This window comes from uncultured Actinobacillus sp., from assembly GCF_945915845.1.
GTDB lineage: Bacteria > Pseudomonadota > Gammaproteobacteria > Enterobacterales > Pasteurellaceae > Exercitatus.
In genome coordinates, this window is sequence record NZ_CAMEFX010000027.1 from 1 (window position 1) to 25,436 (window position 25,436).

The following is a 25,436-nucleotide window of genomic DNA, read 5'->3' on the forward strand; positions in this document are numbered from 1 at the left end:
AAGATTGACGCTGAAAATGCCAATAAATAACACTGTCGCTACTAAAAGGATAAGAACTTGTTGAGCTTGAGTTAAAATACGTTTGATCATTTGATTTCTCCTATAAAAAACACCATTGAATTGTTTCCATGGTGTCATTATGAATAGGAAAAATTAGCGAAGAATTAGGGATGGGAGATTTTTCAAAAAGACCTGGCACGAGCCGTGCCAGGTTCCTTAAGCCCAGCCCCGCCGGGGCTGAAAAAAGAGCCGCAGCGCGGCTCAGATTAAGTAACCCTATACGGCTCGTATAGGGTTGCCCAACATTCTAAAATTGGGGATTAATTTATTTTTTAAATCTCATTTTAATCATCAATCCACTCGCAAAATGTGGGCTGTCTAATAATTGAATTTCACCGCGATAATTTTGCACAATTTGATGGGCAATGGCTAAGCCTAAGCCTGAACCCTGTTGATCGGAACCTAAAATGCGATAAAAAGGTTCTAACACGCGCGCGCGTTCTTCCGCCGGGATGCCTTGACCATTATCTTCCACAAAGATTTCCAAAACATCGCCTTTTTCCACCGCACTTAAGTCGATTTGCGAGCCTGTGGGTGTGTAACGAATGGCGTTATCCACAAGGGTTTTAATCAATAAATAAAAGTCCGTTTCATTACCATAAATGGTTGGTGAACCTTCGGAAACCACGCCAATATCCTGCGCTTTTTGTTCTGCTAAAGGATAAAGATCTTCGATAACACGGCTGAAAATGCTGTGTAAATTCAAATGGCTTTGGTATTTTTGATCTTTATTTTGGCTGCGCGCTAAGGATAACAGCTGTTCTAATAAATCGCGGCTACGGCGAATACCTTGATTTAATTGTTGCACTTGTGCTTTCGCTTCTGCAGGCATGGCTTGATGATTTAAGCGTTCTGCTTGTAAGGAAAGTGCGGTCATTGGGCTGCGTAATTCGTGTGCGGCATCCGCAATAAAGCGTTTTTGTTGCTCCACAAAGGCTTCGGTTCGCCCCAATAGTTGATTAATGGCTTGCACAAACCCCGTGATTTCCGCAGGTACTTGATCAAGGGGCAAGGGGGTTAAATCCTGGGCATTTCGTTCACCCAAACTGTTTGGCAAACGCTCCACAGGTTTCATCGTGCGTTTAACCCCCCAAAAGGTTAACACGATAATTAACGGCAATAAGACGGACAAAGGCATTAAACTTGCCCACGCAGAATGTTCAGCCAATTCTTCCCGATATTCATTTTCTTGCAAAATGGCGAGAATTCCGTTTTCTCTCTGTTGCAAATAACCACGGTAAGTTTCTTCGTCATACCATAAATTCGTAAAAATATTACGCGGATTTTGATTAGGCGAGAGTTTAAATGTCTTTTTATGTTGCACAAAATTATAATATTCACGATCTAAATTTGTGGGTAACTGAAAATGCGGATGGGGTTGATTATTTGCCAGCCAATAAACCGCAATGCGGTTATCATCCCCTTCGCGAAAACCGCTCAATAATTCATCAGGGGATGTAATATAACTGGCAATGCGTTTTAAAGTGCGGTCTTGTTGTTTGTAGGTTTCGCGATAGGTGTCATAAAAAGCAATCCCTGCCGCAATCACACTGGTCATGGCGGTAGATAACACTAAACTCACCATCAATTTGGTTTTAATGGATTTAAACATGAGAATTTCCTTTTGGCATCATCCAGCCCACGCCACGGACATTTTTAATCTGTTCTTTGCCGATTTTTTTGCGCAAACCATGAATTAAAAAGTCGATAGCATTGCTTTCCACTTCTTCACCCCAAGCGTAGATTTTATCTTCCAAATCCGCGCGGGAAAGGATCATGCCGGCACGGCTGATTAACGCTTGCAACACCGAAAATTCTTTGTTACTCAAGGTGATAGGCGTATCTTGCCCGGCGATTTCCACCAGATAGGTTGTGGGATCTAACGTAATCGTGCCGTTGGTCAATTTGGGCGAACTTTGTCCACCTTGACGGCGCAAAATCGCGCGCATTCTCGCTTGCAACTCTGCCATATCAAAGGGCTTCACTATATAATCGTCCGCGCCACCGTCTAAGCCCGACAAGCGGCTCTCCAAATCATCTCGCGCCGTCACAATCAGCACCGGCGTGTTATTTTTCTTTTGACGAATATGCGCCAAAACTTTTAAGCCATCCTGCCCGGGCAAGCCCAAATCCAACAACACCAAATCATAAGATTGACTCAGCAAAGCTTCTTCGGCGGTTTTACCGTTATTCACCCAATCCACCGCATAATGACTGTCTTTTAAATTGGCTGACACCGCGTCAGCAATCATTCTGTCATCTTCAACCAATAAAATACGCATTTTCTTTCCTTTTTCCGCGGAATCCTTCGGTAGGCAATATATCACAAAAAACAACCGCACTTTGATATTCAGCTCAAAAGTGCGGTTGTATTCCATATTATTTAGAGCCAACACAAGACGTTCGTTGAGCTTGTCGAAACGTAAGTCTTGTGTAACCGCTGAAATGTCTTATGGTTCGACAAGCTCACCAACCGTAGTTCGACAAGCTCACCAACCGTCATTTCAGCTTTGTATTATGGCTACATAATGCTGGTTTTTTCTAATTAGTAATCAATACCGGATTGGATTACATTGCCGCTATTGGCATCAATCACAGTTTTATAGGTTTTACCGTCTTTGATGCTTTCAACTTCATAACGAAGACTATTGTGTTCGCGGTCAAGCTCTACGTCTTTGATTTTTCCGCCAGCCTGTTGTGTTGCAATGTCCATGGCTTGCTCAAGTGTGACTTTGGCTTCCGGACGAACTTTATCTTTTTTGTGATGTTTCGTTTTTACATTATCCGCTAAAATTTCACCTGTTTTCGCATCCACTACGATTTCATGTTTTTCGCCATTGCTTTGATTATCTTGAACTACATCGACTTTGTAATAGCTTGAACCATTTTTAAAGTTAAAATCAACTTCAGTTGCTTTACCCGCCACTTTGGCTGTTGCCGCTTGAACTGCTTGCGCTGCGCTGACTGTGGCCTGTTCAAATGCGGCTTGTTTTTCCGGGTTGCTGCTTGCATAAGCACTTGCACCACCAATTAAAATCGCTGAAGCTAATAATGCTGATAATACTTTTTTACCTTTTGACATAACGTCTCCTTATTTAAGTTTGTTTCCTAATTAAAATAATCATCTCAATTATCGTCCGGCACTTGCCTTTCGATGTGTGTATCATAAAAGGGAAAAATTAGGAAAAATAAATTTTTTATCTGGACTGATGACAAACCTAAATAATGTTGTAGGGGCGAAATATTTTTCGCCCCCAAAATAATCATGATAAATCAGGGCGAAAGATGTTTCGCCCCTACAGCCGTGTTACATTACGGCAATTGCGCGTGTAACGCTTGAACCGAATACACATCGCAGCCATCAATACTTTTCACCCCTTCGGCAAGGGCTTCGGCGGCTGCCATGGTGGTTTGTAGGAAAACGCGTTGTTGCAATGCGCTGCGGCGGATAGAATGGCTATCGGCAACTGATTCAGGTAAGCTGCCTGTGGTGTTAATTACCATGGCAATTTCACCATTTTTAATCGCATCCACGATATTTGGACGACCTTCGCGCACTTTGTTCACGATTTGTGTGGCAACACCATTCTCACGCAAGAATTTCGCCGTTCCCATCGTGGCACATAAGCCGTAACCTTGTTCTTGTAAGGCGCGCGCCACAGGCAATAAGCGTAATTTATCTGCGTTATCTACCGATAAGAACACTTTGCCTGTTTTTGGAATACGTTCGTTTGCGCCTAATTGTGCTTTCAAGAAGGCTTCCGAGAAGGTTCTGCCCACGCCCATCACTTCACCTGTAGAGCGCATTTCCGGCCCTAAAATGGTATCTACGCCCGGGAATTTAATGAATGGGAATACCGCTTCTTTCACGTTGAAGTATTTAGGAATGACTTCACCTTGAACGCCTTGCTCTTTTAAGCTAATGCCAGCCATAACACGTGCCGCGATTTTCGCTAACGGTTGGCCGGTGGCTTTACTCACAAACGGCACAGTACGGCTTGCACGTGGGTTAACTTCTAATACATAAACCACGTTATTTTGTACCGCAAATTGTACGTTCATTAATCCCACGACATTCAAGGCGTACGCCATCGCCGTAGTTTGACGGCGGATTTCATCTTGAATCTCTTTTGATAATGAATATGGCGGCAATGAGCACGCTGAGTCGCCTGAGTGGATACCGGCTTGTTCGATATGTTGCATAATACCGCCAATCACCACTTGCTCACCGTCACAAATACAATCCACGTCCACTTCAATAGCGTTGTTTAAGAAGTGATCCAATAAAATTGGGCTGTCATTAGAAACCGACACCGCCTCACGCATATATTTGTTGAGTTCGTCCACATTGTAAACGATTTGCATTGCGCGACCGCCTAATACATAAGACGGACGCACCACCAACGGATAGCCCACTTCTTCCGCTAATTTCACTGCTTCTTCTGCATTACGCGCAGTGCGGTTATTTGGTTGTTTTAAACCTAAATCTTGTAAGATTTTTTGGAAGCGTTCACGGTCTTCCGCGGCATCAATGCTGTCTGCGGATGTCCCGATGATATTCACACCGTTCGCATGTAATGCGTTCGCTAATTTTAATGGGGTTTGACCACCATAGTGAACAATCACACCCCAAGGTTGTTCGGTGTGGATAATTTCCAATACGTCTTCTAAGGTTAATGGTTCAAAATATAAACGATCAGAGGTATCAAAGTCCGTAGAAACCGTTTCAGGGTTGCAGTTCACCATAATGGTCTCAAAACCACTTTCGCGTAACGCCAATGCTGCGTGTACACAGCAATAGTCGAACTCAATCCCTTGACCGATACGGTTCGGACCGCCCCCTAAGATCATGACTTTTTTACGATCTGTCGGGTTGGCTTCACATTCTTCTTCATAAGTCGAATATAAATACGCGGTATCAGATTTAAATTCACCCGCACAGGTATCCACGCGTTTATACACAGGGTGTAAATTTAACTCGTGGCGTTTTGCCCGCACTTGATCTTCAGTCACTTTAGTGAGCTGCGCAATACGTTTATCAGAGAAGCCTTTGCGTTTTAAACGGCGTAATTCCGCACGGTCTAAATCGGCAAAACTACGTTTTTCTAAGGCTAATTCTTCCAACACCAATTCTTGAATTTGAATTAAGAACCAAGGATCAATTTTTGAATAATGATGCACTTCATCAAGGCTGAAACCGGCACCAAAGGCATCCGCGACATAAAGAATACGGTTTGGGCCCGGGTTACCTAATTCCGCTCGAATTTTTTCCGGTTCTTCCGAAAGCAAATTAAAACCACAAATACCGGTTTCTAAGCCGCGTAACGCTTTTTGCAAAGATTCTTGGAAGGTACGTCCCATTGCCATCACTTCGCCCACGGATTTCATTTGCGTGGTTAAACGGTCGTCCGCTTGTGGGAATTTTTCAAAGGCAAAACGTGGCACTTTGGTAACCACATAGTCAATAGACGGCTCGAATGACGCCGGGATTAAGCCGCCTGTAATATCGTTGCGCAATTCGTTTAAGGTATAGCCGACCGCTAATTTAGCCGCTACTTTCGCAATTGGGAAACCTGTTGCTTTTGAGGCAAGAGCAGACGAACGGCTCACGCGCGGGTTCATTTCAATCACGATCATCTCGCCATTGGCCGGGTTAATGGCAAACTGTACGTTTGAACCGCCGGTGTCCACACCAATTTCACGTAACACCGCCAAAGAAGCGTTACGCATAATTTGATATTCTTTATCCGTTAAGGTTTGCGCCGGCGCAACGGTAATACTGTCGCCCGTATGCACGCCCATTGGGTCGAAGTTTTCGATAGAACACACGATAATGCAGTTGTCCGCTTTATCGCGCACCACTTCCATTTCATATTCTTTCCAACCTAAAACCGATTGCTCGATTAATAATTCGTGGGTGGGTGAAGCGTCAAAACCCCGTTCGCAGATCGCTTGGAATTCATCGCGGTTATAAGCGATACCACCGCCTGAACCGCCCATGGTAAAGGACGGACGAATTAAAGTTGGGAAGCCTACTTCTTCTTGCGCTTTCCAGGCTTCTTCGAAGGTATGACAAACGAAAGATTTTGGTGTGCTTAAACCGATTTTTTCCATCGCGTCTTTAAAGCGACCACGATCTTCTGCTTTATCAATGGCATCTTCTGTGGCACCGATTAATTCCACATTGTATTTTTTCAACACGCCATTTTTGGATAAATCTAAAGCACAGTTTAATGCAGTTTGACCGCCCATGGTCGGTAAAATCGCATCCGGGCGTTCTTTCTCAATGATTTTTTCTACGGTTTGCCATTGAATTGGCTCAATGTAAGTGACATCCGCCATATTCGGGTCGGTCATAATGGTCGCCGGGTTAGAGTTTACCAACACCACTTTATACCCTTCTTCACGCAAGGCTTTACACGCCTGCGCGCCGGAATAGTCAAATTCACAAGCCTGACCAATGACAATCGGACCTGCGCCAATAATAAGGATGGTTTTTATGTCTGTACGTTTTGGCATTTTCTATATCTCTTTCAAAATTCGTTTAATTTTAACCGCACTTTTTTACGCTTTAGCAGCACGCATTGCTTCGATAAATTTGTCGAACAAATACGCCACATCGTGCGGACCTGGGCTGGCTTCCGGGTGACCTTGGAAGGAATAAGCCACTTGGTCTGTTAATTCAATACCCTGTACTGAATTATCGAATAATGAACGATGGGTCACACGCACATTCGCCGGCAAGCTATTTTCATCCACTTCAAAACCGTGGTTTTGGCTGGTAATCATCACCTGTTGTGTATTCAAATCTTGTACAGGGTGGTTTGCACCGTGGTGACCAAATGCCATTTTTTTGGTTTTACCGCCACTGGCTAAGCCTAAAAGTTGGTGACCTAAACAAATGCCGAAAACCGGTTTCTTGGTAGCCAAAATGTCTTTGATAGCGTTAATCGCATAATCGCAAGGCTCTGGATCGCCCGGGCCGTTAGAAAGGAAAATACCATCCGGATTTAAGGCTAAGACCTCTTTTGCCGGTGTTTTAGCAGGAACAACGGTAATATGACAACCACGTTGAGCCAACATGCGTAAAATATTGCGTTTCACGCCAAAGTCATAAGCCACGATATTAAACTCAGGCGCAGTGGTTTCTACATAACCTTTGCCTAATTGCCATTCGCCTTGAGTCCATTGATAGGTTTCTTTGGTGGTCACTTCTTGTGCTAAATCTTTGCCCGCCATTGAACCAAAACTTAAAGCTAACTCTAACGCTTTTTTCTCATCAATATTGCCTGTCATAATACAACCTGCTTGCGCCCCTTTATCACGCAAAATACGGGTTAAACGGCGTGTATCAATATCCGCAATGGCGACAACATTATTTTCTTTTAAATACTCAGAAAGGCTTTGATTAGAACGGAAATTGCTATGAAGTTTTGGCAGATCACGAATAATTAACCCTGCGGCATAAACACCATCGCTTTCTAAATCTTCGAGATTGGTTCCTGTGTTACCAATGTGGGGATAAGTTAACGTAACGATTTGGCGAAAATAGGAAGGATCCGTTAGGATTTCTTGATAACCGGTCATTGAGGTATTAAATACCACTTCGCCAATCGTGTGGCCTGTAGCACCAATTGATGTGCCATGGAAAACACTGCCGTCCGCAAGAACGAGAATTGCAGGTTCAGACATAAAATACTCCTAGATATGTTGATGTTGGTCGAGCACTTACAAATGCTCATTAACCACGATTTCGTAAAAATTTCACCGTGCTTTTGATTAGTTTTATGCAACAATCCTATCAAGCTGAAATGACGGTTGGTGAGCTTGTCGAATCATAAGGCATTTCAGCGTTTTTGCACAAGGCTAACGTTTCGACAAGCTCAACGACCGCCTTGAGCGATAACAGTAGAATATTGCTTTGATTATCTATAAAACCAACGGCAATTTAATCCATTACGCAACCGTTTGTTAAACTTGCGTATTCTAAAGGACTAACGCCTTTCATTCAAGCGATATTACATGTGATTAATGATTATTTATTCGAAATTTTTGCATAAAAATTCATTTTATTCAAGAAAACTGATACCAAACCTGAGAGAAAAGATTTCTTTTGTAGATTTAGACTAAGTCATTTACAATGCAAACTATTCTTATCACTTTTGGGATTAGCTATTTATGAAAAAAACGACCCTTTTGGCGACCGCACTTCTTGCTACGGCAACACTAACAGGATGTGCAGGCACCATCGATCCTGTGACGGGGGAGCGCAGTGATCCGTTAGAAGGATTTAACCGCACCATGTGGGATTTAAACTATAAAGTTTTAGATCCTTATATGTTAAAACCTGTCGCAAAAGGCTGGAACGCCTTACCAAGCCCATTAACCACAGGCTTATCCAATGTTGCCAATAACCTTGACGAACCGGTGAGCTTTGTTAACCGCTTATTGGAAGGCGAAGGGAAAAAAGCCATGGTGCATTTAAACCGCTTTATTATTAACTCTACCTTTGGTTTAGGGGGATTCATTGACTGGGCAAGTTACAGCGATCCGCTAAAAATCGAAGGGAAACGCACATTCGGCGATACCCTCGGCAGTTATGGCGTTGAAGCGGGGACCTATTTTGTCTTTCCTATTTATAATGCCACCACGACACGCGATTTAACAGGAACCATCGTTGATGCCGCTTACGTATATCCGTTCTGGGATTGGGCAGGATTGCCTTGGTCTATGGCAAAATATGGTGTGCAAACGATTGATAAGCGCGCCAAAGCGATAGGTAAAGAAGTGTTCTTAGAACAATCTAGCGACCCATATATTACATTCCGTGAAGCCTTCTACCAAAATCTCGAATACCGTGCAACAGACGGTAAAATCAAAGTAAAAGAAGAAACCGGGCTTTCACAAGAAGATTTAAACAGTATTGATTAGGAGACTTTTATGGAAATGACCACCATTCAACGCTTAATTTTAGCGAACCAATATAAATTACTTGGCTTACTTGATCCTGCTAATGAGAAAAAATACACCAGAGCAGAAATGATCGTCAAAGGCGGATTTGACCGTGAATTGAAAGAGCTTAGCCAAGATTTTAGTGAAATCAGCGAGCAAGATTGCCAAACGGTATTAGATACCCTAGAAATGTATAAAGCATTACATGTTTCATACAACAATTTGGCAGATAAATCAGGGGTAACCCCACACCGCTTAATGTTCGCGGGTTACTGTGCCGTGCGCGAGAAAAAATACCTCAACTACCTTCGCTTTATTTCAGGGGTAGAAGGCAAATACCAAGAATTTATGCAATGCGAACATGGTTGCGACTCACAAACCCCAATGTGGGATAAATATATCAAAATGCTTGATGTATGGCATGCGTGCCCACATGCTTACCATTTAAGTATGCAAGAAATTCAAAATATTCTTAATGCCTAAATAACAAAGTGCGGTCAAAATTTTCAACTTTTTTGACCGCACTTTATTTTTATCTATGACAATCTCTTCACATTAACGGCGTGGTAAATAACGCGTTGGATCCACAGATTTCCCTTTGTAGCGAATCTCAAAGTGGAGTTTATTGCTGGTTGTGCCTGAGCTACCTAATTTCGCAATTTGTTGACCTGCGCTAACTTGTTGCTGATCGCTGACAGAAATGCTGTCGTTGTGCGCATAAGCACTCAAGAAATCATCATCATGTTTAATGATGATTAAATTACCATAACCGCGTAAGGCGTTACCGGCATAAACCACACGACCGGGTGCCGCAGCGTAAACCGCTTGACCTTTTGACCCTGCGATATCAATCCCTTTATTACCGCCGTCTGAATTTGAGAAGCCTTGTACCACTTTACCTGTTGTTGGCCATTGCCAATTAATGCCGGATGCCGGCGCAGTCGTTTGGCTTGTGGAACTTGAATAGCTTGGCGAACCCGCTGCCGCCACAACACCGGCGGTTGTCGCTGCTGTGCCAACACCGGCTTTCACACCGGTTGAAACGGTATTGGTTACCGCAGAGGCAGAGCCTGCCGCCGCTTTAACCGGGCCTGTTACCGTGCCATCCGAACCATATTGCGTGCCATTTGCGGCTTGCGTATAGGTTACTTGCGGTTCAACAGGTACCGTCACTTCATTACACACTTGTTCCGTTGTCGTGGTGCTTGCTGCCGCCCCATTGGACACTTTCAAAGTCTGACCCACTTTTAAGTTATAAGGCTCTTTCATACCGTTTAAGGTAGCCAATTCTTTTACATCAATACCCGCAATATAGGCGATTAAGAACATGGTATCGCCTTTTTTCACCGTATATTCATTCCCTTTATAAAAGCCTTTGTCAATTTTGCTGTAATCCGGCGCGTTGGTTTGCGCATTACGTGGAATGTTCACATTTTGACTTTGATTTCCCGCCGCCGGTTTGGTTTTTTGAACGGTTTTACATACGGTTTTTGTAGTCGTAGTCGGTTGAGTATTAATTTGTTGGTTAAACTGCGGTTGTGGATTAACCGCCGGTGCCATAGTACCTACTTGGTTGGCAATAGGCTGATTCACCACCGGGGCATTCATGCCCGCCGGCATAGCACTTTGCTGAACCTGTGGTTCCCAAGCACTTCCACCTGTGCTCTCAATAGGTTGGATCGGTTGTGGTGATAAAGTTCCATCCACGCTATCAACAGGGGCCGGCGATGATGATGTACAGCCGGCTAATATCGCCGCTGCAATAGGTAATAATAAAAATGTCTTTTTCATTCTGCGCTCTCTCATTTATTTCATATTTGCAGGCATACTGCTTTGTTCCACTTCAGGCATAAAACCACCGCCTTCCACCGCGCCGGTACCATCCACAGGTTGCATAATGCCATCAGGCAACGCATCCGGATCAACAGGTTTTGGCGAAGAACAAGCTGCCAACACAGCCGTTATAGACAACAAAAAAGCAAATTTTTTCATCTTATATCCTTTAACGTAAAATTAAATAAGCAATCACGGCTAGCACAACCACTGACCAACCAATCACTTCGATAGAACGGCGAAGTTTTGCGGCAAATTTTTCGCCACCCCAAGCGGCTAATTTTGCCACCAACAAAAAGCGCGCAGCACGCGAAACAAAGGCGGTTGCCACAAACGGAAGAAACGCCATTTGCATCACCCCCGCCGCAATGGTGAAAACCTTATAAGGAATCGGCGAGAAGCCTGCCACAAATACCACTAACACGCCCCATTGCTTAAACCAAGAAATCGCCGTATCCCAATGGGCTTGATAACCTAACTTAATAATATATTCTTGCACAAAATCAAACGCATAATAACCGATAGCATAACCAATCATACCACCCAACACAGAAGCTACCGTGGTAAATAAGGCAAATTTCACCGCACTTTGTGGCTTTGACATCGACATTGGAATTAACATCACATCAGGCGGAATCGGGAAGAAAATGGCTTCAATAAAACTCACAAAACTCAACCAAAACGCCGCTAAACGGTGTTTTGACCATTCCATGGTTTTATCGTACATCGCACCAAAAATTTTCATTAGAAATCTCTTTATCAAGTAAAAACAAACGCGATATTACGTAGCAGTAGCACAAGACGGTCGTTGAGCCTGTCGAAACGTAAGTCTTGTGCAACAAACGCTGAAATAGCTTATGGTTCGACAAGCTCACCAACCGCCATTTCAGCTTTGTACAAGGGTTACATAATACCGAAAAAACGCATTATTATTCACTTTCTAACCAATTTTGTAAAGATTGAATTGAACGGTGCGCCGTTAAATCCGCTTGAATTGGGGTAATGGAAATATAGCCGTTTTTCACGGCATCAAAATCCGTTCCCGCGCCGGCATCCTCAGGCAATCCCGGTGGTCCAATCCAATAAATATTTTCACCACGTGGATCCTGTTGTTTAATAATTTCTGCGGCAGAAGTGCGGTTTCCCAAACGGCAAATTTTAATCCCTTTGATGTCTTCATAAGGCAAATCAGGCACATTAATATTGATAATTTCCCGTGAATTTAACAGCTCGCCGTGCAAGCGTGGAATTAAATCACACACAATTTTCGCCGCACTTTCATAATGTTGACGACCATCAAGGGACACCGCCACCGCAGGCAATCCTAAATAACGCCCTTCAAACGCGGCTGCTACCGTGCCTGAATAAAGGGTATCATCGCCTAAATTGGCGCCGGCATTAATCCCCGACACCACTAAATCAATTTTCCCCGTTAAAAAACCGTTCAATGCCAAATGCACACAATCCGCCGGCGTACCATTGATACAATAATCCCCATTGTCCAATTGGCGTGGGCGCAAGGGTTCAATCAACGTTAAAGAATTAGACGCGGCACTGCGATTGCGATCGGGCGCAACAATAATCACATCCGCAAATTTCCGCAATTCGCGCGCCAGAATTTGAATGCCTTCGGCATGATAACCGTCATCATTAGAAAGTAATATATTCATCTTTAAGACCTTTTTTGGATTTGCTTGCGTTTAAGTGTAAAGGATTTTGTTGGGTTGTGCTATTTTTTACATGGGATTTTTTGATGTGGCTGTACGGGCGAAATATTTTTCGCCCCGATATTGCCGATGATTTTGGGGCAAAAAATGTTTTGCCCCTACAACCATAATCCTTGACTGCCCGCGATAAAAAAGCCACTAGTTTCCTAGTGGCAAAATCACATCGAAAAAAACAATAAGTAGCGATTATGAATGTTTATTTAGATGAAACCTGTTTTAAGAAAATTTGGCGTGGGGATTTTAAGCCTAATTTTTCTGCTTCGTTCACTAAATTTAATGCTTTATTGACATCGTTCGCTTTTAACGCTTTGGTGACAGCTTGATTGAAATACGCTTCTGTGTCTTTGTCCACGGCGGTAGTAACCGCTTGGGCTTGAGTTGCTTGTGGGGCAACAGGTTGTGTGGCGCCCACTTGTTTGCTTGGTTTATTGCCGGTGAAAACCGCGCTCGGTAAACCGATAAATTTTGTGCCGTTAGAATTGCTTACATTTAAGCTAATTTCACCGTTTAAGCTGTGTTTGACTTCAATATCGTTAATGGCGGGCGGTTGTTTGCCTGTGGCTTTCGCATACACTTTCGCAGGGTGCGGCACCATGGTGGTTTTGGCTAAATCTTGTTGTGTGGTGTAAACCAATAAATATAAATAATCTTGTCCTGCCGCCGGGGTGAGATTTAAGTCGGCAACAAAGCGGTTGCCTTTAAAGCCGCCTTCTTCTTTAAATTTAAATTCGCTAGAAGGGTACGTGGCTGCCACATTAAATTGGCTATCTAAAACCACTGCCGTTGGGACAAAAACGTGGTCTTCTAATACCGGGCTTTCGATTTCAATTTCCACGGTGCCTTGGTTTGCCGGGATACGATAGGCTGCCACTGGGCTGGCAACGCCGGCAAATGAGTTGGTAAAGGCTTGTTTTTGTTGCTCTGTTAACGTGGTTTTTAAGGTTTGGTCAAAGGCGATATCTTGCCATTGAACTTGCGCTAATTCTGTTGAGTTAATATGAACGGGTGTACCGACAGAACTATTTGCCATACTCGGTAAAACAACAAACATATTAGTTAACAAAAGTGCGGTCGAAAATAATGCTTTTTTCATATTAACCTCGGGGATTAAAGGGTTTTATTTGGGTTATATGGGAATAAGGACAGGGATAATCCCTGTCCCTTTGGTGAGATCATCTGTGGATGATTACCACCAAGCTTCAAATTGTACACCAGCTACAAATTCAGCATCTTTTGCTTTGTAACCTGCATTTGTGCGGTCTGTGATGTTAAATTTGTCGTTCCAGTGTCCGTAAGTACCGAATACACGGATAGCAGGGCGCGCCCAAATGCTGTCGCCGGCTTGCCATTGTTGTGCAAGGGTCACTTTCGCTAGGTCGTTTTTCTTACCTGTTGCTTGGTCTTTAACGCGGTCGTAGCCCACTTCAAACAATGTGCTCATGGTTTTATTCCATTTATACATTGGGCGGATACCTGCTGAGTACCAAGTTTTACCTTGTTTGTTATCTAAATCTGTTTTTTCATAGAGTAATGTGTACATCATCTCTACTTTTGGACTAAATTGAACAACACCATGGTCAATAAAACGTAACATATGACCATTGTTATCCACTTTTGAACCTTGAGAGTGACCTGAATTCCATGAAGTCATTGAGTCAGTTGCATATTGTGCTACAAATTTATTGAAACCACCGAAGAACTCGCCTTGAGTGTGTTCCAATGTAATCATATAACCGTTTTTACTTGCATTTGGCTCAAATTCATAACCGTTTTGAGTGTGTGCGTTACCGTAGTCAAAACCAATTTCTAATTTACCATTTGGATTGACATTTAATTCAGCTAAACGAATATCGAATACATCGTTATAAACATTAGCTTTACGTTCTTCGATTTTGTCTTTGATTTGACCGTCTTTCGGATCAATGTAGTAAACTTTATCTTTACCGTAGTTTACTGTACCACCAGCTTCAGTATTACGTGTTACTGCAAGAGATAATTTACCAAAGCCTAAATCAATACCTTCAACCCCTGCACCAGGACCTGAAATATCCCAGTAGTAGTAGTCAAGCATATGTGCGTCATGACGTTGGTAGAAACGTTTACCTGCCCATAATGTAGCCCCCGGTAATACCCCTTCGGCAAAGTTTTTAAATTGAACATTAATTTCACGTAATGCCGGGCTTGTTGATTCCCAGTCAACTTGTTGATCAACCGAGTAAGCTAAGTTGGTATCTAAATAAATAGATTGGTTACCATCTTTGTAAAGCTCTTGACCTAATTTAAATTCTGCATAGGTTTCAGTTTCGTTACCTAAACGGTATTTTTTAGGTGCACCATTTGCTTGAAGAGCCATTTGCTCACCACCACCTGATGTCCAGCCAATACCTGAACGGGCGTAACCGTGGAAATCAACCGCTGCTGCGCTTGTAGCAAACATTGCTGAACCGATAGCAAGTGCTAGAAGAGTTTTTTTGCTGTTCATAATAGACCTCACTTTGAGTATTCAATTTTCTTAGGTTATATCAAAAAGATTTAACGCCTTTGAAATTAAACGCCTTTTTCCTTGTGTAAGCGTTGACAAGCCGTTCCATCTTCTTTAAATAGGTGGCAACGTTCCGGCACGATACCGATGTCCATTTCGTCATTTTCTTGCGCTAACATAATGTCGCTACAACGATAAACGAGAGACGGTTTTTTGATTTCCGGAATTTCTAAGTGAATTTGGGTTTCGTTCCCTAACACTTCCACAATTTTCACAATACCGTGTAAGGAAACCGGCGCTTGATCTGCAGGAACCAAATGCTCTGGGCGAATCCCTAAGGATAAAATTTGCCCCACATGCACGCCATCCCCCACCACAGGGATCCAGAAATTATGATGATTTGCATCGGGTAATTCGATTTTCACTCTTTCTTTTTCTACCGCCACCACTTTGACCGGTAAGAAATTCATTTTTGGCGAACCGATAAAGCCCGCAACGAAACGATTTGCCGGGTAGTGGTAAAGCTCTAATGGTTTGCCCACTTGTGCTACGTTGGTCGTAATAGTTGGGTCGTTGCCAAGCGGTTGAAGCACCACGATTTTATCCGCCAAGGTCATGGCTTCAATTTGGTCGTGGGTCACGTAAATCATAGTACGACCTAATTTTTTGTGTAATTTTGAGATTTCCACACGCATTTGCACACGTAAGGCGGCATCAAGGTTTGAAAGGGGTTCGTCAAGTAAGAAAACTTCAGGTTGAGAAACCAGCGTACGACCAATGGCAACACGTTGACGTTGACCGCCTGATAAGGCTTTTGGTTTGCGGTCTAATAAGTGGGCAAGTTGTAAAATTTCCGCCACTTCGTTTACACGTTGATCGCGCTCTGCTTTGCTTACGCCGGCTAATTTAAGTCCAAAAGACATGTTTTCTGCTACGTCTAAATGCGGATAAAGGGCGTAGGATTGGAACACCATACCGATACCACGTTTAGACGGCTCGATGTCATTCATTAATTTTTCACCGATATGAAGCTCACCTGCGGTAATATCTTCAAGCCCTGCAATCATTCTTAACAAGGTTGATTTACCACAGCCGGACGGGCCGACAAAAACCACGAATTCGCCTTCTTTAATATCAAGGTTAACGCCTTTTGTAATATGCACATCACCGTAAGACTTACCAACATTACGTAAAACGACATCTGCCATAATTGAACCTCTAATTACTGGAACACAATTTTTGCTGAATGATGACCCTTTTGAGACAGGAAAAAATCATCCTCTACAAAAAAATCTTAGGCTGAAACAAATTGAAGCTTTTTTCGCTCCCAAAAAATATTTTCTATTTTTAATCGGCATTTTTGTGATCTAGGTCACATTTTAATCGCTAAATTTTGTGACGCAGATCACACTTTTTCCGTCATACCCGCAAAAATGCGATCTAATTCAAATTTATTGGCGTGGGGGCGTAGAAAGGGGGATGATAACAATGGTTTATTATTCATCATAATGAACCCAATTTTATTCTGTCTGACTAGGAGTCAATTATGAAAAAGAAAATTCTTACTTTAACATTAACTGCAGTGGCAGCCGCTGTTTTATCTACTTCTGTAATGGCAAAAATGACAGAAGGTAAACTGGTTATTTGGATTAACGGCGACAAAGGCTATAACGGCTTAGCGGAAGTGGGTAAAAAATTTGAGAAAGACACCGGCGTTCAAGTTTTAGTGGAACACCCGGATCGTTTAGAAGAAAAATTTGCCCAAGTGGCGTCAACAGGTGACGGCCCTGATGTAATTTTCTGGGCACACGACCGTTTTGGTGGCTATGCACAATCAGGTTTATTAACGGAAGTGACTCCGAGCAAAGAATTTAAAGACAAATTCGTGGATTTCGCTTGGGATGCGGAAACCTATAACGGTAAAGTGATTGGTTATCCGGTAGCGATTGAAGCAATTTCATTAATTTACAACAAAAAACTCACACCAAACCCACCAAAAACATGGGAAGAAATTCTTGAGTTAGATAAAAAACTCAAAAAAGAAGGTAAAAACGCCATTATGTGGAACCTTTCTGAACCATACTTCACATGGCCGGTGGTGGCATCTAACGGTGGTTACGCCTTTAAATTTGCCAACGGTAAATATGACGTTAACGATATTGGTGTGAACAATGAAGGTTCTACCAAAGCACTTCAATTCGTTGTTGATATGGTGAAAAACAAAAATATCAGCGCGGATATGGACTACGCGATTGCGGAAGCCTCATTCAATAAAGGTCAAACCGCATTAACCATTAATGGTCCTTGGTCTTGGGGCAATATTGAGAAAAGCGGTATCGATTACGGCGTAGCGGTATTACCAACTTTGAACGGTCAAGCGTCTAAACCGTTTGTAGGCGTATTAAGTGCGGGGATTAACTCAGCCAGCCCAAATAAAGACTTAGCCAAAGAGTTCTTAGAAAACTATCTATTAACTAACGAAGGTTTAGATGCTGTCAACAAAGATAAACCTTTGGGCGCGGTGGCATTAAAATCTTATCAAGAAGTATTAGCGAAAGACTCTCGCATTGCGGCAACCATGGAAAATGCACAAAAAGGGGAAATTATGCCGAATATCCCTCAAATGACCGCTTTCTGGTATGCTGAAAAATCAGCGATTAACAATGCGGTAACCGGTCGTCAAACGGTGAAAGAAGCCTTAGATGACGCACGTGCGCGTATCCAAAAACAATAAAATATAAATTCGTAGGATGGGTACTTTTGCTCATCCTACAAATACAAAATCACCCCTAAAGCGCGGTTTAAATTCGAGGTGTTTTTATGTCTGCACAATCACATCAACTCAGTTGGCTCAAAAAAGCATTAGTCAGTCTGATTCTATTTATTGACTTCTATTTTGTCTTTTTAATCTACTCTCAAGGCGAATACCTTTTTGCCCTTCTAACCTTAATCATTTTAACTTCGGGTATCTACATTTTTAGCAGCAAAAAAGTTTATGCTTGGCGTTATGTTTACCCGGGTATTATGGGGATGACGATTTTCATTCTGTTCCCGTTAGTGGCAACCATTGCTATCGCCTTTACCAATTACAGCGGTTCAAACCAATTAGCCTTTGACCGTGCGGTTTCTGTGCTTACAGAACAACGCTATTTTGCGGGCGATAAATATGACTTTAAACTTTATCCGCAAGCGGATGGTCAATATAAAATTGCCTTAACGAATTCCGCCACAGCACAAACCTTTGTTTCAGAGAATATCGCTTTAAATGCCAAAGATGTGGCAGTCACGGAACAAGCGGCACCGGAAAGCGAAGTCGCGCCACTTAAAGTCATTACACAAAATCGCGCCGCACTTCAGGCAATGAAAGTCATTCTGCCAAATAACAATGAATTGACCATGAGTTCTTTACGTCAATTCTCTGAACAAAAAGCCCGTTATAGTTTTGATGCGGAAAGCAAACTGTTAACCAATAACGAAAACGGCAAAACCTATCGCGCTAATGATGACATTGGTTTCTTCCAAGCGGTTAATGCCTCAGGCGAATGGTTATCTGAAACCTTAGAACCGGGTTATACGGTGACAACCGGTTTCCATAACTTCGTGAAAATCTTTACCGATGAAGGGATTCAAAAACCTTTTATTCAAATCTTTATTTGGACGGTGGTTTTCTCGTTATTAACTGTGGTGTTCACCGTAATTTTAGGCATGATTTTAGCTTGCTTAGTACAATGGGAAGCTTTAAAAGGTCGCGCGGTTTACCGTTTATTATTAATCTTACCTTATGCGGTGCCGTCATTCATTTCTATCTTGATTTTCAAAGGGTTATTTAACCAAAGCTTTGGTGAAATCAATATGATTTTAAACCATTTATTTGGTATTAGCCCTGAATGGTTTAACGATCCGTTCCTTGCGAAAGTGATGATTTTAATCGTCAATACTTGGTTGGGTTATCCATATATGATGATTTTATGTATGGGCTTGCTCAAAGCCATTCCGGCGGATCTTTATGAAGCCTCTGCAATGGACGGTGCATCAACATGGCAAAACTTCAGCAAAATTACGTTCCCATTATTGTTAAAACCATTAACACCATTAATGATTGCGTCTTTTGCATTTAACTTTAACAACTTCGTGTTAATTCAATTATTAACCAACGGTCGCCCGGATATGATCGGCACAACCACACCGGCAGGTTATACCGACTTGTTAGTGAGCTACACTTACCGTATCGCTTTTGAGGGCGGTGGTTCACAAGACTTCGGTTTAGCCGCAGCCATTGCAACCATCATCTTCTTGTTGGTAGGTGGTTTAGCCTTGTTAAATATCAAAGCGACCAAAATGGAATTATAAGAATTATTGAATTAAACCTTGAGTTTTAAGGAGTTTATATGGCGATTGTTCAATCTAAATCTATGCGTTATAAAGTATGGGCAACCCATTTAATTTTAATCGCGTTTCTATCATTGATTATTTTTCCGTTGTTAATGGTCATTGGTATTTCTTTACGCCCCGGCAACCTGGCTATCGGTGAAATTATCCCAAGCCAAATTTCTTGGGAACACTGGCAAGCAGCGTTAGGTTTTGATGTCACACATCCGGACGGCACGGTCACACCGCCGCCGTTCCCTGTGTTAACGTGGTTGTGGAACTCGATTAAAGTGGCGACTATTACATCTGTGGGTATCGTGACCTTATCAACCACCTGTGCTTATGCCTTTGCGCGGATGAAATTCAAAGGCAAAAAGACTATTTTGCAAGGGATGTTAATTTTCCAAATGTTCCCTGCGGTGCTTTCATTAGTGGCGTTATATGCCTTATTTGATCGCTTAGGTCAATATATTCCGTTCTTAGGTTTAAATACCCACGGCGGTGTGATCTTCGCTTATTTAGGCGGTATCGCTCTACATGTTTGGACCATTAAAGGGTATTTTGAAACCATCGATGGTTCCTTAGAAGAAGCGGCAGCCCTTGACGGCGCAACACCTTGGCAAGCTTTCCGCTTAATTTTATTACCACTTTCTGTGCCAATTTTAGCGGTGGTGTTCATCCTTTCCTTTATCGCGGCAATTACGGAAGTCCCTGTGGCATCCTTGTTATTACGCGATGTGGACAGCTACACCCTTGCGGTAGGTATGCAACAATATCTCTACCCACAAAACTATCTCTGGGGCGACTTCGCCGCAGCGGCAGTGTTATCCGCCATTCCAATTACCCTTGTGTTCTTACTGGCACAACGTTGGTTAATCGGTGGATTAACGGCCGGTGGTGTGAAGGGTTAATAATGCTGTTACCGTAGGGGCAAATCATATTTGCCCCAAAATCGTAGAATTTGGGCGTAGGGGCAAAACATTTTTTGCCCTGAATATTCATAAAATTGTAGGGGCGAAAGATGTTTCGCCCCTACAGTATCTACAACTAGTCTTCATCACACAGGATTCATCTCATGAAAAAATCCATTCTTTATCTCAGTTTATTTTGCGCCGGTAGTGCCTTTGGGCAATCTTGGCAACATCATGAATTTAATAATTTTAACGAAACCGAAAGCAATTTGTTCCAATCTCAACGCCAATTAGATAAAGGCAGCTATCCGTTAAAATTCACCTTCAATAATCAATGTTACCAACCGCAAAATGCAATTAAGCTCAATCAAACCACCTCTCTTGTTCCTTGTTCCGCGGACATTCCGCAACTACGCCTATTCCGCAACGGCAATTATCTTGCGCAAATTGATATGCGTAGCGGTACGCCAACGCTGAGAATTAGCGTGGAACAAGCGCAAGAAGAAAATAAAACCGCGGTGAAACAATGCCCTGTTTGGAATAAGCAACCCATTGAAATTGATGTGTCATCCACCTTTGCCGATGGCGAAACGGTGCGCGATTTTTACTCGGGAAAAACCGCTACGGTAAAAAATGGCAAAGTGACTTTTATGCCGGCGGAAAACGCAAACGGTTTATTGCTATTAGAGAAAAGTGCGGTGAAAAATAATGCGGTTTTTGATTGGAAAAATGCCACGGTGTATTTTGTGTTAACCGACCGTTTTAACAACGGCGATCCAAGCAATGACAATAGTTATGGTCGTCACAAAGACGGTATGCAAGAAATCGGCACATTCCACGGTGGTGATTTAAAAGGCTTAACGGCAAAATTAGATTACTTGCAACAATTGGGCGTTAATGTACTTTGGATTAGCTCGCCATTGGAACAAATCCACGGCTGGGTGGGCGGCGGTAATAAAGGCGATTTTCCCCATTACGGTTATCACGGCTACTACCATTTAGATTGGACCAAAGTGGATGCCAATATGGGCACGGAAGCAGATTTGAAAAACTTGATTCAGCAAGCGCATCAACGCGGTATCCGTGTGTTATTTGATATTGTGATGAACCATACGGGCTATGCCACATTGGCGGATATGCAAGAATTTAAGTTCGGGGGTTTTTATCTCAAACCGGAAGAAATGAAGACGGAGCTTGGGGAAAAATGGACAAATTGGACGCCAAAATCAGGACAAAACTGGCATAGCTTCAATGATTTCATCAAATTTGGTGACGCGAAAGCGTGGCAAAGTTGGTGGGGCAAAGATTGGGTACGTGCGGATATGGGCGATTACGACAGCCCGAAATTTGATGATTTACAAATGTCCCTTTCGGCTTTGCCTGATTTGAAAACCGAGAGCGAAAGTGCGGTGAAATTACCGGCATTTTTCCAACATAAAGACACCAATGCCAAAGACTTGCCTAATGCCAAAGTGCGCGATTACTTGATTACGTGGTTATCGGATTGGGTGCGCAAATATGGCGTGGACGGTTTCCGTGTGGATACGGCCAAACACGTAGAAAAATCCACTTGGTTGGCGTTAAAACAAGCATCGCAACAAGCCTTAACCCAATGGCAACAAGCCAACCCGAAAGAAAGTTTTGGCGATCCGTTTTGGATGACAGGCGAAGCTTGGGGACATGGCGTATTCAAAAGCGATTATTACCAAAATGGTTTTGACGCCATGATTAATTTTGATTTCCAAGATCAAGCGAAAAACGCCTTAGATTGCTTTGCCAATATCGAACCTGTTTATGGTGAAATGAATCATAAATTAAAAGATTTCAATGTGTTAAGCTATCTTTCATCCCACGATACGCGGTTATTTTTCCATTCCGACAGCCAACAAAATTTAACCAAACAAAAAACCGCGGCAGATTTGTTGCTGTTGGCGTCAGGGGCGGTTCAAATTTATTATGGCGATGAAAGCGGACGTGAATTTGGTGCCACAGGATCCGATGCGGTACAAGGCACGCGTTCCGATATGAACTGGAATGAGTTGCAAACCAATGCGGAAAAACAAGCCTTGCAACAGCATTGGCAAAAAGTGGCGCAATTCCGCCAACGTCATCAAGCCATTGGTGCCGGCGAACACCAAGATCGCTCAACCTCAAACTATTACGCTTTTAGCCGCACTTTAGGCGATGATAAAGTATTTGTGGTTTGGGGCGGAAATTAATATTCGAGATATAAATAAGGGGCAAAGATGCTTTGCCCCTATTCTATCTAATGATACCCCATTAAATTCAATAATTCTCTGGTGTAATTAATCGCCTCTTGACGCGTCGGCACGCCAATTTTTTGATATAAATTACGAATATGGGTTTTAATGGTTGTCGCTGCAACTTGTAATTCTTCGGCAATTTGATCGTTACTGTAACCTGAATAAATCAAACCTAATACTTGCCATTCGCGTTGCGTTAATGGGCTGATTTTTAATAATTCAGGGACTTTAGTATCACTTAATAATTTCGCCACAAATTCTTCATCAAAATGGGCAAATTTATGACGGTAAAATTGATTGATGTGTTTCAAAATAAATTGTGCTTTATGTAACACAATTTCATCTAACACATTCAGTTGTAATAAATGGCGAATTTGTTGCGCCATCACTTCCCCTTCCACCACAAAAGCACTGATAAAATTCGTTTGTCGCGTTAATTTTAACGCCTCCAATAAATCCTTTTGAGCCAAAACTTTCTCATTTTGCAGAAAATAAAGACGATTACGTAAAATCAATGCACGATTTAAATCGCTGGTTAAGCTGATTGCCCGAGCCGTGTCAATCAATCGATCAAGAATGGATTTGGCTTTCTCAAAATCATTAATTAAGAGATAAGCACGTGCTAAGTTTCGCCATTGCAATTGGCTAAAATGGTTTTTATCCGAACTCGGTGGATTCTCCTGAATAACCCAGTTTTGCGCCAGTTCTTTACTATCACGCATTTGCCACATTAATAATTGTGCTTCATTCGCCGCCCCTAACCAATCAGGATGATAATTATGCATACTTTGCAACGCCACTATATCTTTTAACTGACGTTGAGCATTATCCAGATCTCCACGAACCAATGAATTTTTGCAAAGCAAGGCGAGACATTGAAGGCGGTCTTCCACTTTCGTTAACACCGCCATACCCGCATTAGCTACCTGCTCTACTTTTTCAAGCTCATACCATTCCCAAGCGATTTTCCCTTTCAAACGTAACACAAACTCATACATAGGCACTTTTTCCAAGTGATTTTCATGCACAAAAATTTCCGCTTTCTCTAAATTATCAAACGCCGCTTGCAGAAAACCTTGAGCCAGTAGAATTTCTGATTGTTGCAACAACGGCCATAAAATATGCTGATAAGTATGATATTGACGTGCCATTTTTTCTGTTTGTTGGAAATGCACTAAGGCATCCGCTAATTGCCCTTGGCAATGTTGCGACTCGGCCAACAGCGACATGGCCACGATTTGAGCGTAATAACTCTTCGGTGAAAGATTTTTGAGCGCATTATCCGCCAGCGTAAATGCCAGCTTATCATCACCATCGTTCATCACCACTTGCGCCCGTAAAACATCCAATTCTGCTTGCTGTTCAACAGACAATGACAAGGTTTTTGCCGAAACTGCGGTGGAAATATTGTTTAAAATTGGCATCACTTCCGTATGACGATGTTGACTTTGAATAACCCAAGCTTGCAATAGCACTAACTCAATATTCTCTTTTAACACCGCCTCATTGAGCTTCCTTAGCCCTTGTTCTAACAAAGTTAACTCACCTTGATGGAATAACGTCCAACCATGGATTTCTAGAATTTTTAATAAAGTTTCATTATTTTTTAGCTGAAGCGCATGGTAAGTTGCTTCTGTCAATACATAACGCTGCAACCAAATTTCCGCTAATTGCTGATGTAAGGCCTCAAAATCATCCCCTAATTTCACCGCACTTTGTTCACGCAGAAAGGCATGAAACTGCGTATGAAATTGCCACTTGCCTAAATCCGATTGCTGCAGGAAAACACCTTTTTTCTCACATTGTGACAGTTTTTGATGAATACCGGCATCTGCAAGCAAGGTGGATAACACACTTTCATCTAATTGGCGCAACAGCCCACAATGCAAAAGAAAATGTTGTTCGCTCTCACTTAAATCTCCCCAAACTTCATCTAATAAATAATCATTAAGATAACTTGAATTTAATACCAACTCTTTGGTTTGGGCGGCTGTGAGCGAAATGCGAGCTAAACAAAGCGCAGTCGGCCAGCCTGATACAAATTGATGAAATGCTGCAATAGTTTTATCTGAAATATCTTGAGACAAGCGTTGATGAATAAACTCGAGACTTTCGTTTTTAGTAAAGGCAAGTGCATTCACCCCCACTTCTAATACCCTCTCTTTGACACGCAATGACGCAATGCCTAAGGCGGGCTCTTGCCGAGTTAAAAGTATTAATGACATGGTTTCCGGCTGGTGAGCAAGCCAATATTTTAGTGCCTGTTGGATTTCAGGATGTGTAATGTAGTGAAAATTGTCCAAGACCACCGTAAACGCTGTTTCTACTGTAGAAACATGAATGAGGAACTCATTCATGCGCTGAAAAAAATCATACTTGGCGTGAGACAAAGGCAAATCTGTTTGACCACTGGCGCGTGTAATGGCGGTATAAAAATATTGAAAAAAAGTGTCCGGGTTATCATCTTGTTTATCAAGAGAAAGCCAACATAAATGGGGTTGTTGGACTGCCCATTGGGATACCGCTGTGGTTTTCCCATAGCCTGCCGGAGCTTGAATTAAGGTTAAAGGATAATGTCTACTTTGATTTAATCGTGCCACAACAGCTAAACGAAGCACATTCTTTTTGGAATGCTCAGGATAATGAAACTTAGAAGGGATGAGCATAATGATTAATTCTCCTACATCTACCCCCCAAAGAGGCGTAATTACATCTTAGATCTCATACTCACGAAATTATAACAAAGATGATTTTATTTAAATATATAAAGATGCGTTCATGAGGCTAGGGTCTGTTTATCTTTCAATAAAAGGCTGCGGCGGAGCTTATTTTTTGCCCA

The 25,436-nt window shown here is 42.4% G+C and carries 19 protein-coding genes; 6 read left to right on the forward strand and 13 right to left on the reverse strand.

What is annotated here, in order from left to right; genetic code table 11:
* Window positions 1-325: 325 nt before the first annotated feature.
* From Q0O89_RS07140 to carA, 5 genes are all read right to left on the reverse strand, one after another.
* Window positions 326-1,672, reverse strand: coding sequence for an ATP-binding protein (locus Q0O89_RS07140; protein WP_293731012.1), 1,347 nt, complete (start codon window positions 1,670-1,672; stop codon window positions 326-328).
* On the reverse strand, window positions 1,665-2,342 hold the full coding sequence (locus Q0O89_RS07145) for a response regulator transcription factor (protein ID WP_273395127.1): 678 nt from the start codon (window positions 2,340-2,342) through the stop codon (window positions 1,665-1,667). Before Q0O89_RS07145 ends, Q0O89_RS07140 begins: the two co-directional genes overlap by 8 nt.
* A 263-nt stretch (window positions 2,343-2,605) precedes the next feature.
* Window positions 2,606-3,142: a PepSY domain-containing protein gene (locus Q0O89_RS07150; protein WP_293731013.1), complete on the reverse strand. Its 537-nt coding sequence runs from the start codon at window positions 3,140-3,142 to the stop codon at window positions 2,606-2,608.
* Window positions 3,143-3,372: 230 nt separating this feature from the next.
* A complete protein-coding gene (gene carB, locus Q0O89_RS07155; RefSeq protein WP_293731014.1) occupies window positions 3,373-6,579 on the reverse strand; it encodes a carbamoyl-phosphate synthase large subunit in 3,207 nt (1,068 codons plus the stop codon).
* A 45-nt stretch (window positions 6,580-6,624) separates the two neighbouring features.
* Complete coding sequence (gene carA / locus Q0O89_RS07160; protein ID WP_135710734.1) at window positions 6,625-7,752, reverse strand: glutamine-hydrolyzing carbamoyl-phosphate synthase small subunit; 1,128 nt, start codon at window positions 7,750-7,752, stop codon at window positions 6,625-6,627.
* Window positions 7,753-8,238: 486 nt separating this feature from the next.
* On the opposite strand from carA, the gene Q0O89_RS07165 reads away from it, so the two are divergent.
* Together Q0O89_RS07165 and Q0O89_RS07170 are read left to right on the forward strand one after the other, a co-directional pair.
* Window positions 8,239-8,991, forward strand: coding sequence for an MlaA family lipoprotein (locus Q0O89_RS07165; protein ID WP_293731015.1), 753 nt, complete (start codon window positions 8,239-8,241; stop codon window positions 8,989-8,991).
* Between the two features lie 9 nt (window positions 8,992-9,000).
* Window positions 9,001-9,495 (forward strand): YfbU family protein, encoded by a 495-nt coding sequence (locus Q0O89_RS07170; protein WP_273384414.1) that lies wholly within the window; start codon window positions 9,001-9,003, stop codon window positions 9,493-9,495.
* Between the two features lie 72 nt (window positions 9,496-9,567).
* Here the strand turns inward: Q0O89_RS07170 and nlpD are convergent, their stop codons facing one another.
* The 7 genes from nlpD to malK form a co-directional block, all read right to left on the reverse strand.
* The gene (gene nlpD / locus Q0O89_RS07175; RefSeq protein WP_293731018.1) at window positions 9,568-10,803 is read right to left on the reverse strand and encodes a murein hydrolase activator NlpD; all 1,236 of its coding nucleotides are present in this window, start codon (window positions 10,801-10,803) and stop codon (window positions 9,568-9,570) included.
* A gap of 15 nt (window positions 10,804-10,818) precedes the next feature.
* A complete protein-coding gene (locus tag Q0O89_RS07180; protein WP_135709059.1) occupies window positions 10,819-11,004 on the reverse strand; it encodes a lipoprotein in 186 nt (61 codons plus the stop codon).
* Window positions 11,005-11,014: 10 nt separating this feature from the next.
* Window positions 11,015-11,590 carry a YqaA family protein gene (locus tag Q0O89_RS07185; RefSeq protein ID WP_135709058.1) on the reverse strand — a complete coding sequence of 192 codons (576 nt, stop codon included), beginning with the start codon at window positions 11,588-11,590 and terminating at the stop codon, window positions 11,015-11,017.
* Between the two features lie 184 nt (window positions 11,591-11,774).
* Entirely contained in the window at window positions 11,775-12,515 is a 741-nt protein-coding gene (gene surE, locus Q0O89_RS07190; protein WP_293731019.1) for a 5'/3'-nucleotidase SurE, read from the reverse strand.
* A 253-nt stretch (window positions 12,516-12,768) separates the two neighbouring features.
* Window positions 12,769-13,665, reverse strand: a complete 897-nt coding sequence (malM, locus tag Q0O89_RS07195; protein WP_293731021.1) for a maltose operon protein MalM — start codon at window positions 13,663-13,665, stop codon at window positions 12,769-12,771.
* A 93-nt stretch (window positions 13,666-13,758) separates the two neighbouring features.
* Window positions 13,759-15,054, reverse strand: a complete 1,296-nt coding sequence (locus Q0O89_RS07200; protein WP_135709055.1) for a maltoporin — start codon at window positions 15,052-15,054, stop codon at window positions 13,759-13,761.
* 65 nt (window positions 15,055-15,119) lie between these two features.
* Window positions 15,120-16,262: a maltose/maltodextrin ABC transporter ATP-binding protein MalK gene (malK, locus tag Q0O89_RS07205; RefSeq protein ID WP_135709054.1), complete on the reverse strand. Its 1,143-nt coding sequence runs from the start codon at window positions 16,260-16,262 to the stop codon at window positions 15,120-15,122.
* A 338-nt stretch (window positions 16,263-16,600) separates the two neighbouring features.
* Between malK and malE the strand changes: the two genes are divergently transcribed.
* From malE to Q0O89_RS07225, 4 genes are all read left to right on the forward strand, one after another.
* Window positions 16,601-17,788 (forward strand): maltose/maltodextrin ABC transporter substrate-binding protein MalE, encoded by a 1,188-nt coding sequence (malE, locus tag Q0O89_RS07210; RefSeq protein WP_293731023.1) that lies wholly within the window; start codon window positions 16,601-16,603, stop codon window positions 17,786-17,788.
* 86 nt (window positions 17,789-17,874) lie between these two features.
* A complete protein-coding gene (malF, locus tag Q0O89_RS07215) occupies window positions 17,875-19,404 on the forward strand; it encodes a maltose ABC transporter permease MalF (RefSeq protein ID WP_273393671.1) in 1,530 nt (509 codons plus the stop codon).
* Between the two features lie 38 nt (window positions 19,405-19,442).
* Window positions 19,443-20,333: a maltose ABC transporter permease MalG gene (malG, locus tag Q0O89_RS07220; RefSeq protein WP_273315527.1), complete on the forward strand. Its 891-nt coding sequence runs from the start codon at window positions 19,443-19,445 to the stop codon at window positions 20,331-20,333.
* A gap of 164 nt (window positions 20,334-20,497) precedes the next feature.
* A complete protein-coding gene (locus Q0O89_RS07225) occupies window positions 20,498-22,552 on the forward strand; it encodes an alpha-amylase (protein WP_293731024.1) in 2,055 nt (684 codons plus the stop codon).
* A 47-nt stretch (window positions 22,553-22,599) separates the two neighbouring features.
* Here Q0O89_RS07225 and malT read toward each other — a convergent pair whose 3' ends face one another.
* Window positions 22,600-25,263 (reverse strand): HTH-type transcriptional regulator MalT, encoded by a 2,664-nt coding sequence (gene malT / locus Q0O89_RS07230; protein ID WP_293731026.1) that lies wholly within the window; start codon window positions 25,261-25,263, stop codon window positions 22,600-22,602.
* Window positions 25,264-25,436: the final 173 nt, after the last annotated feature.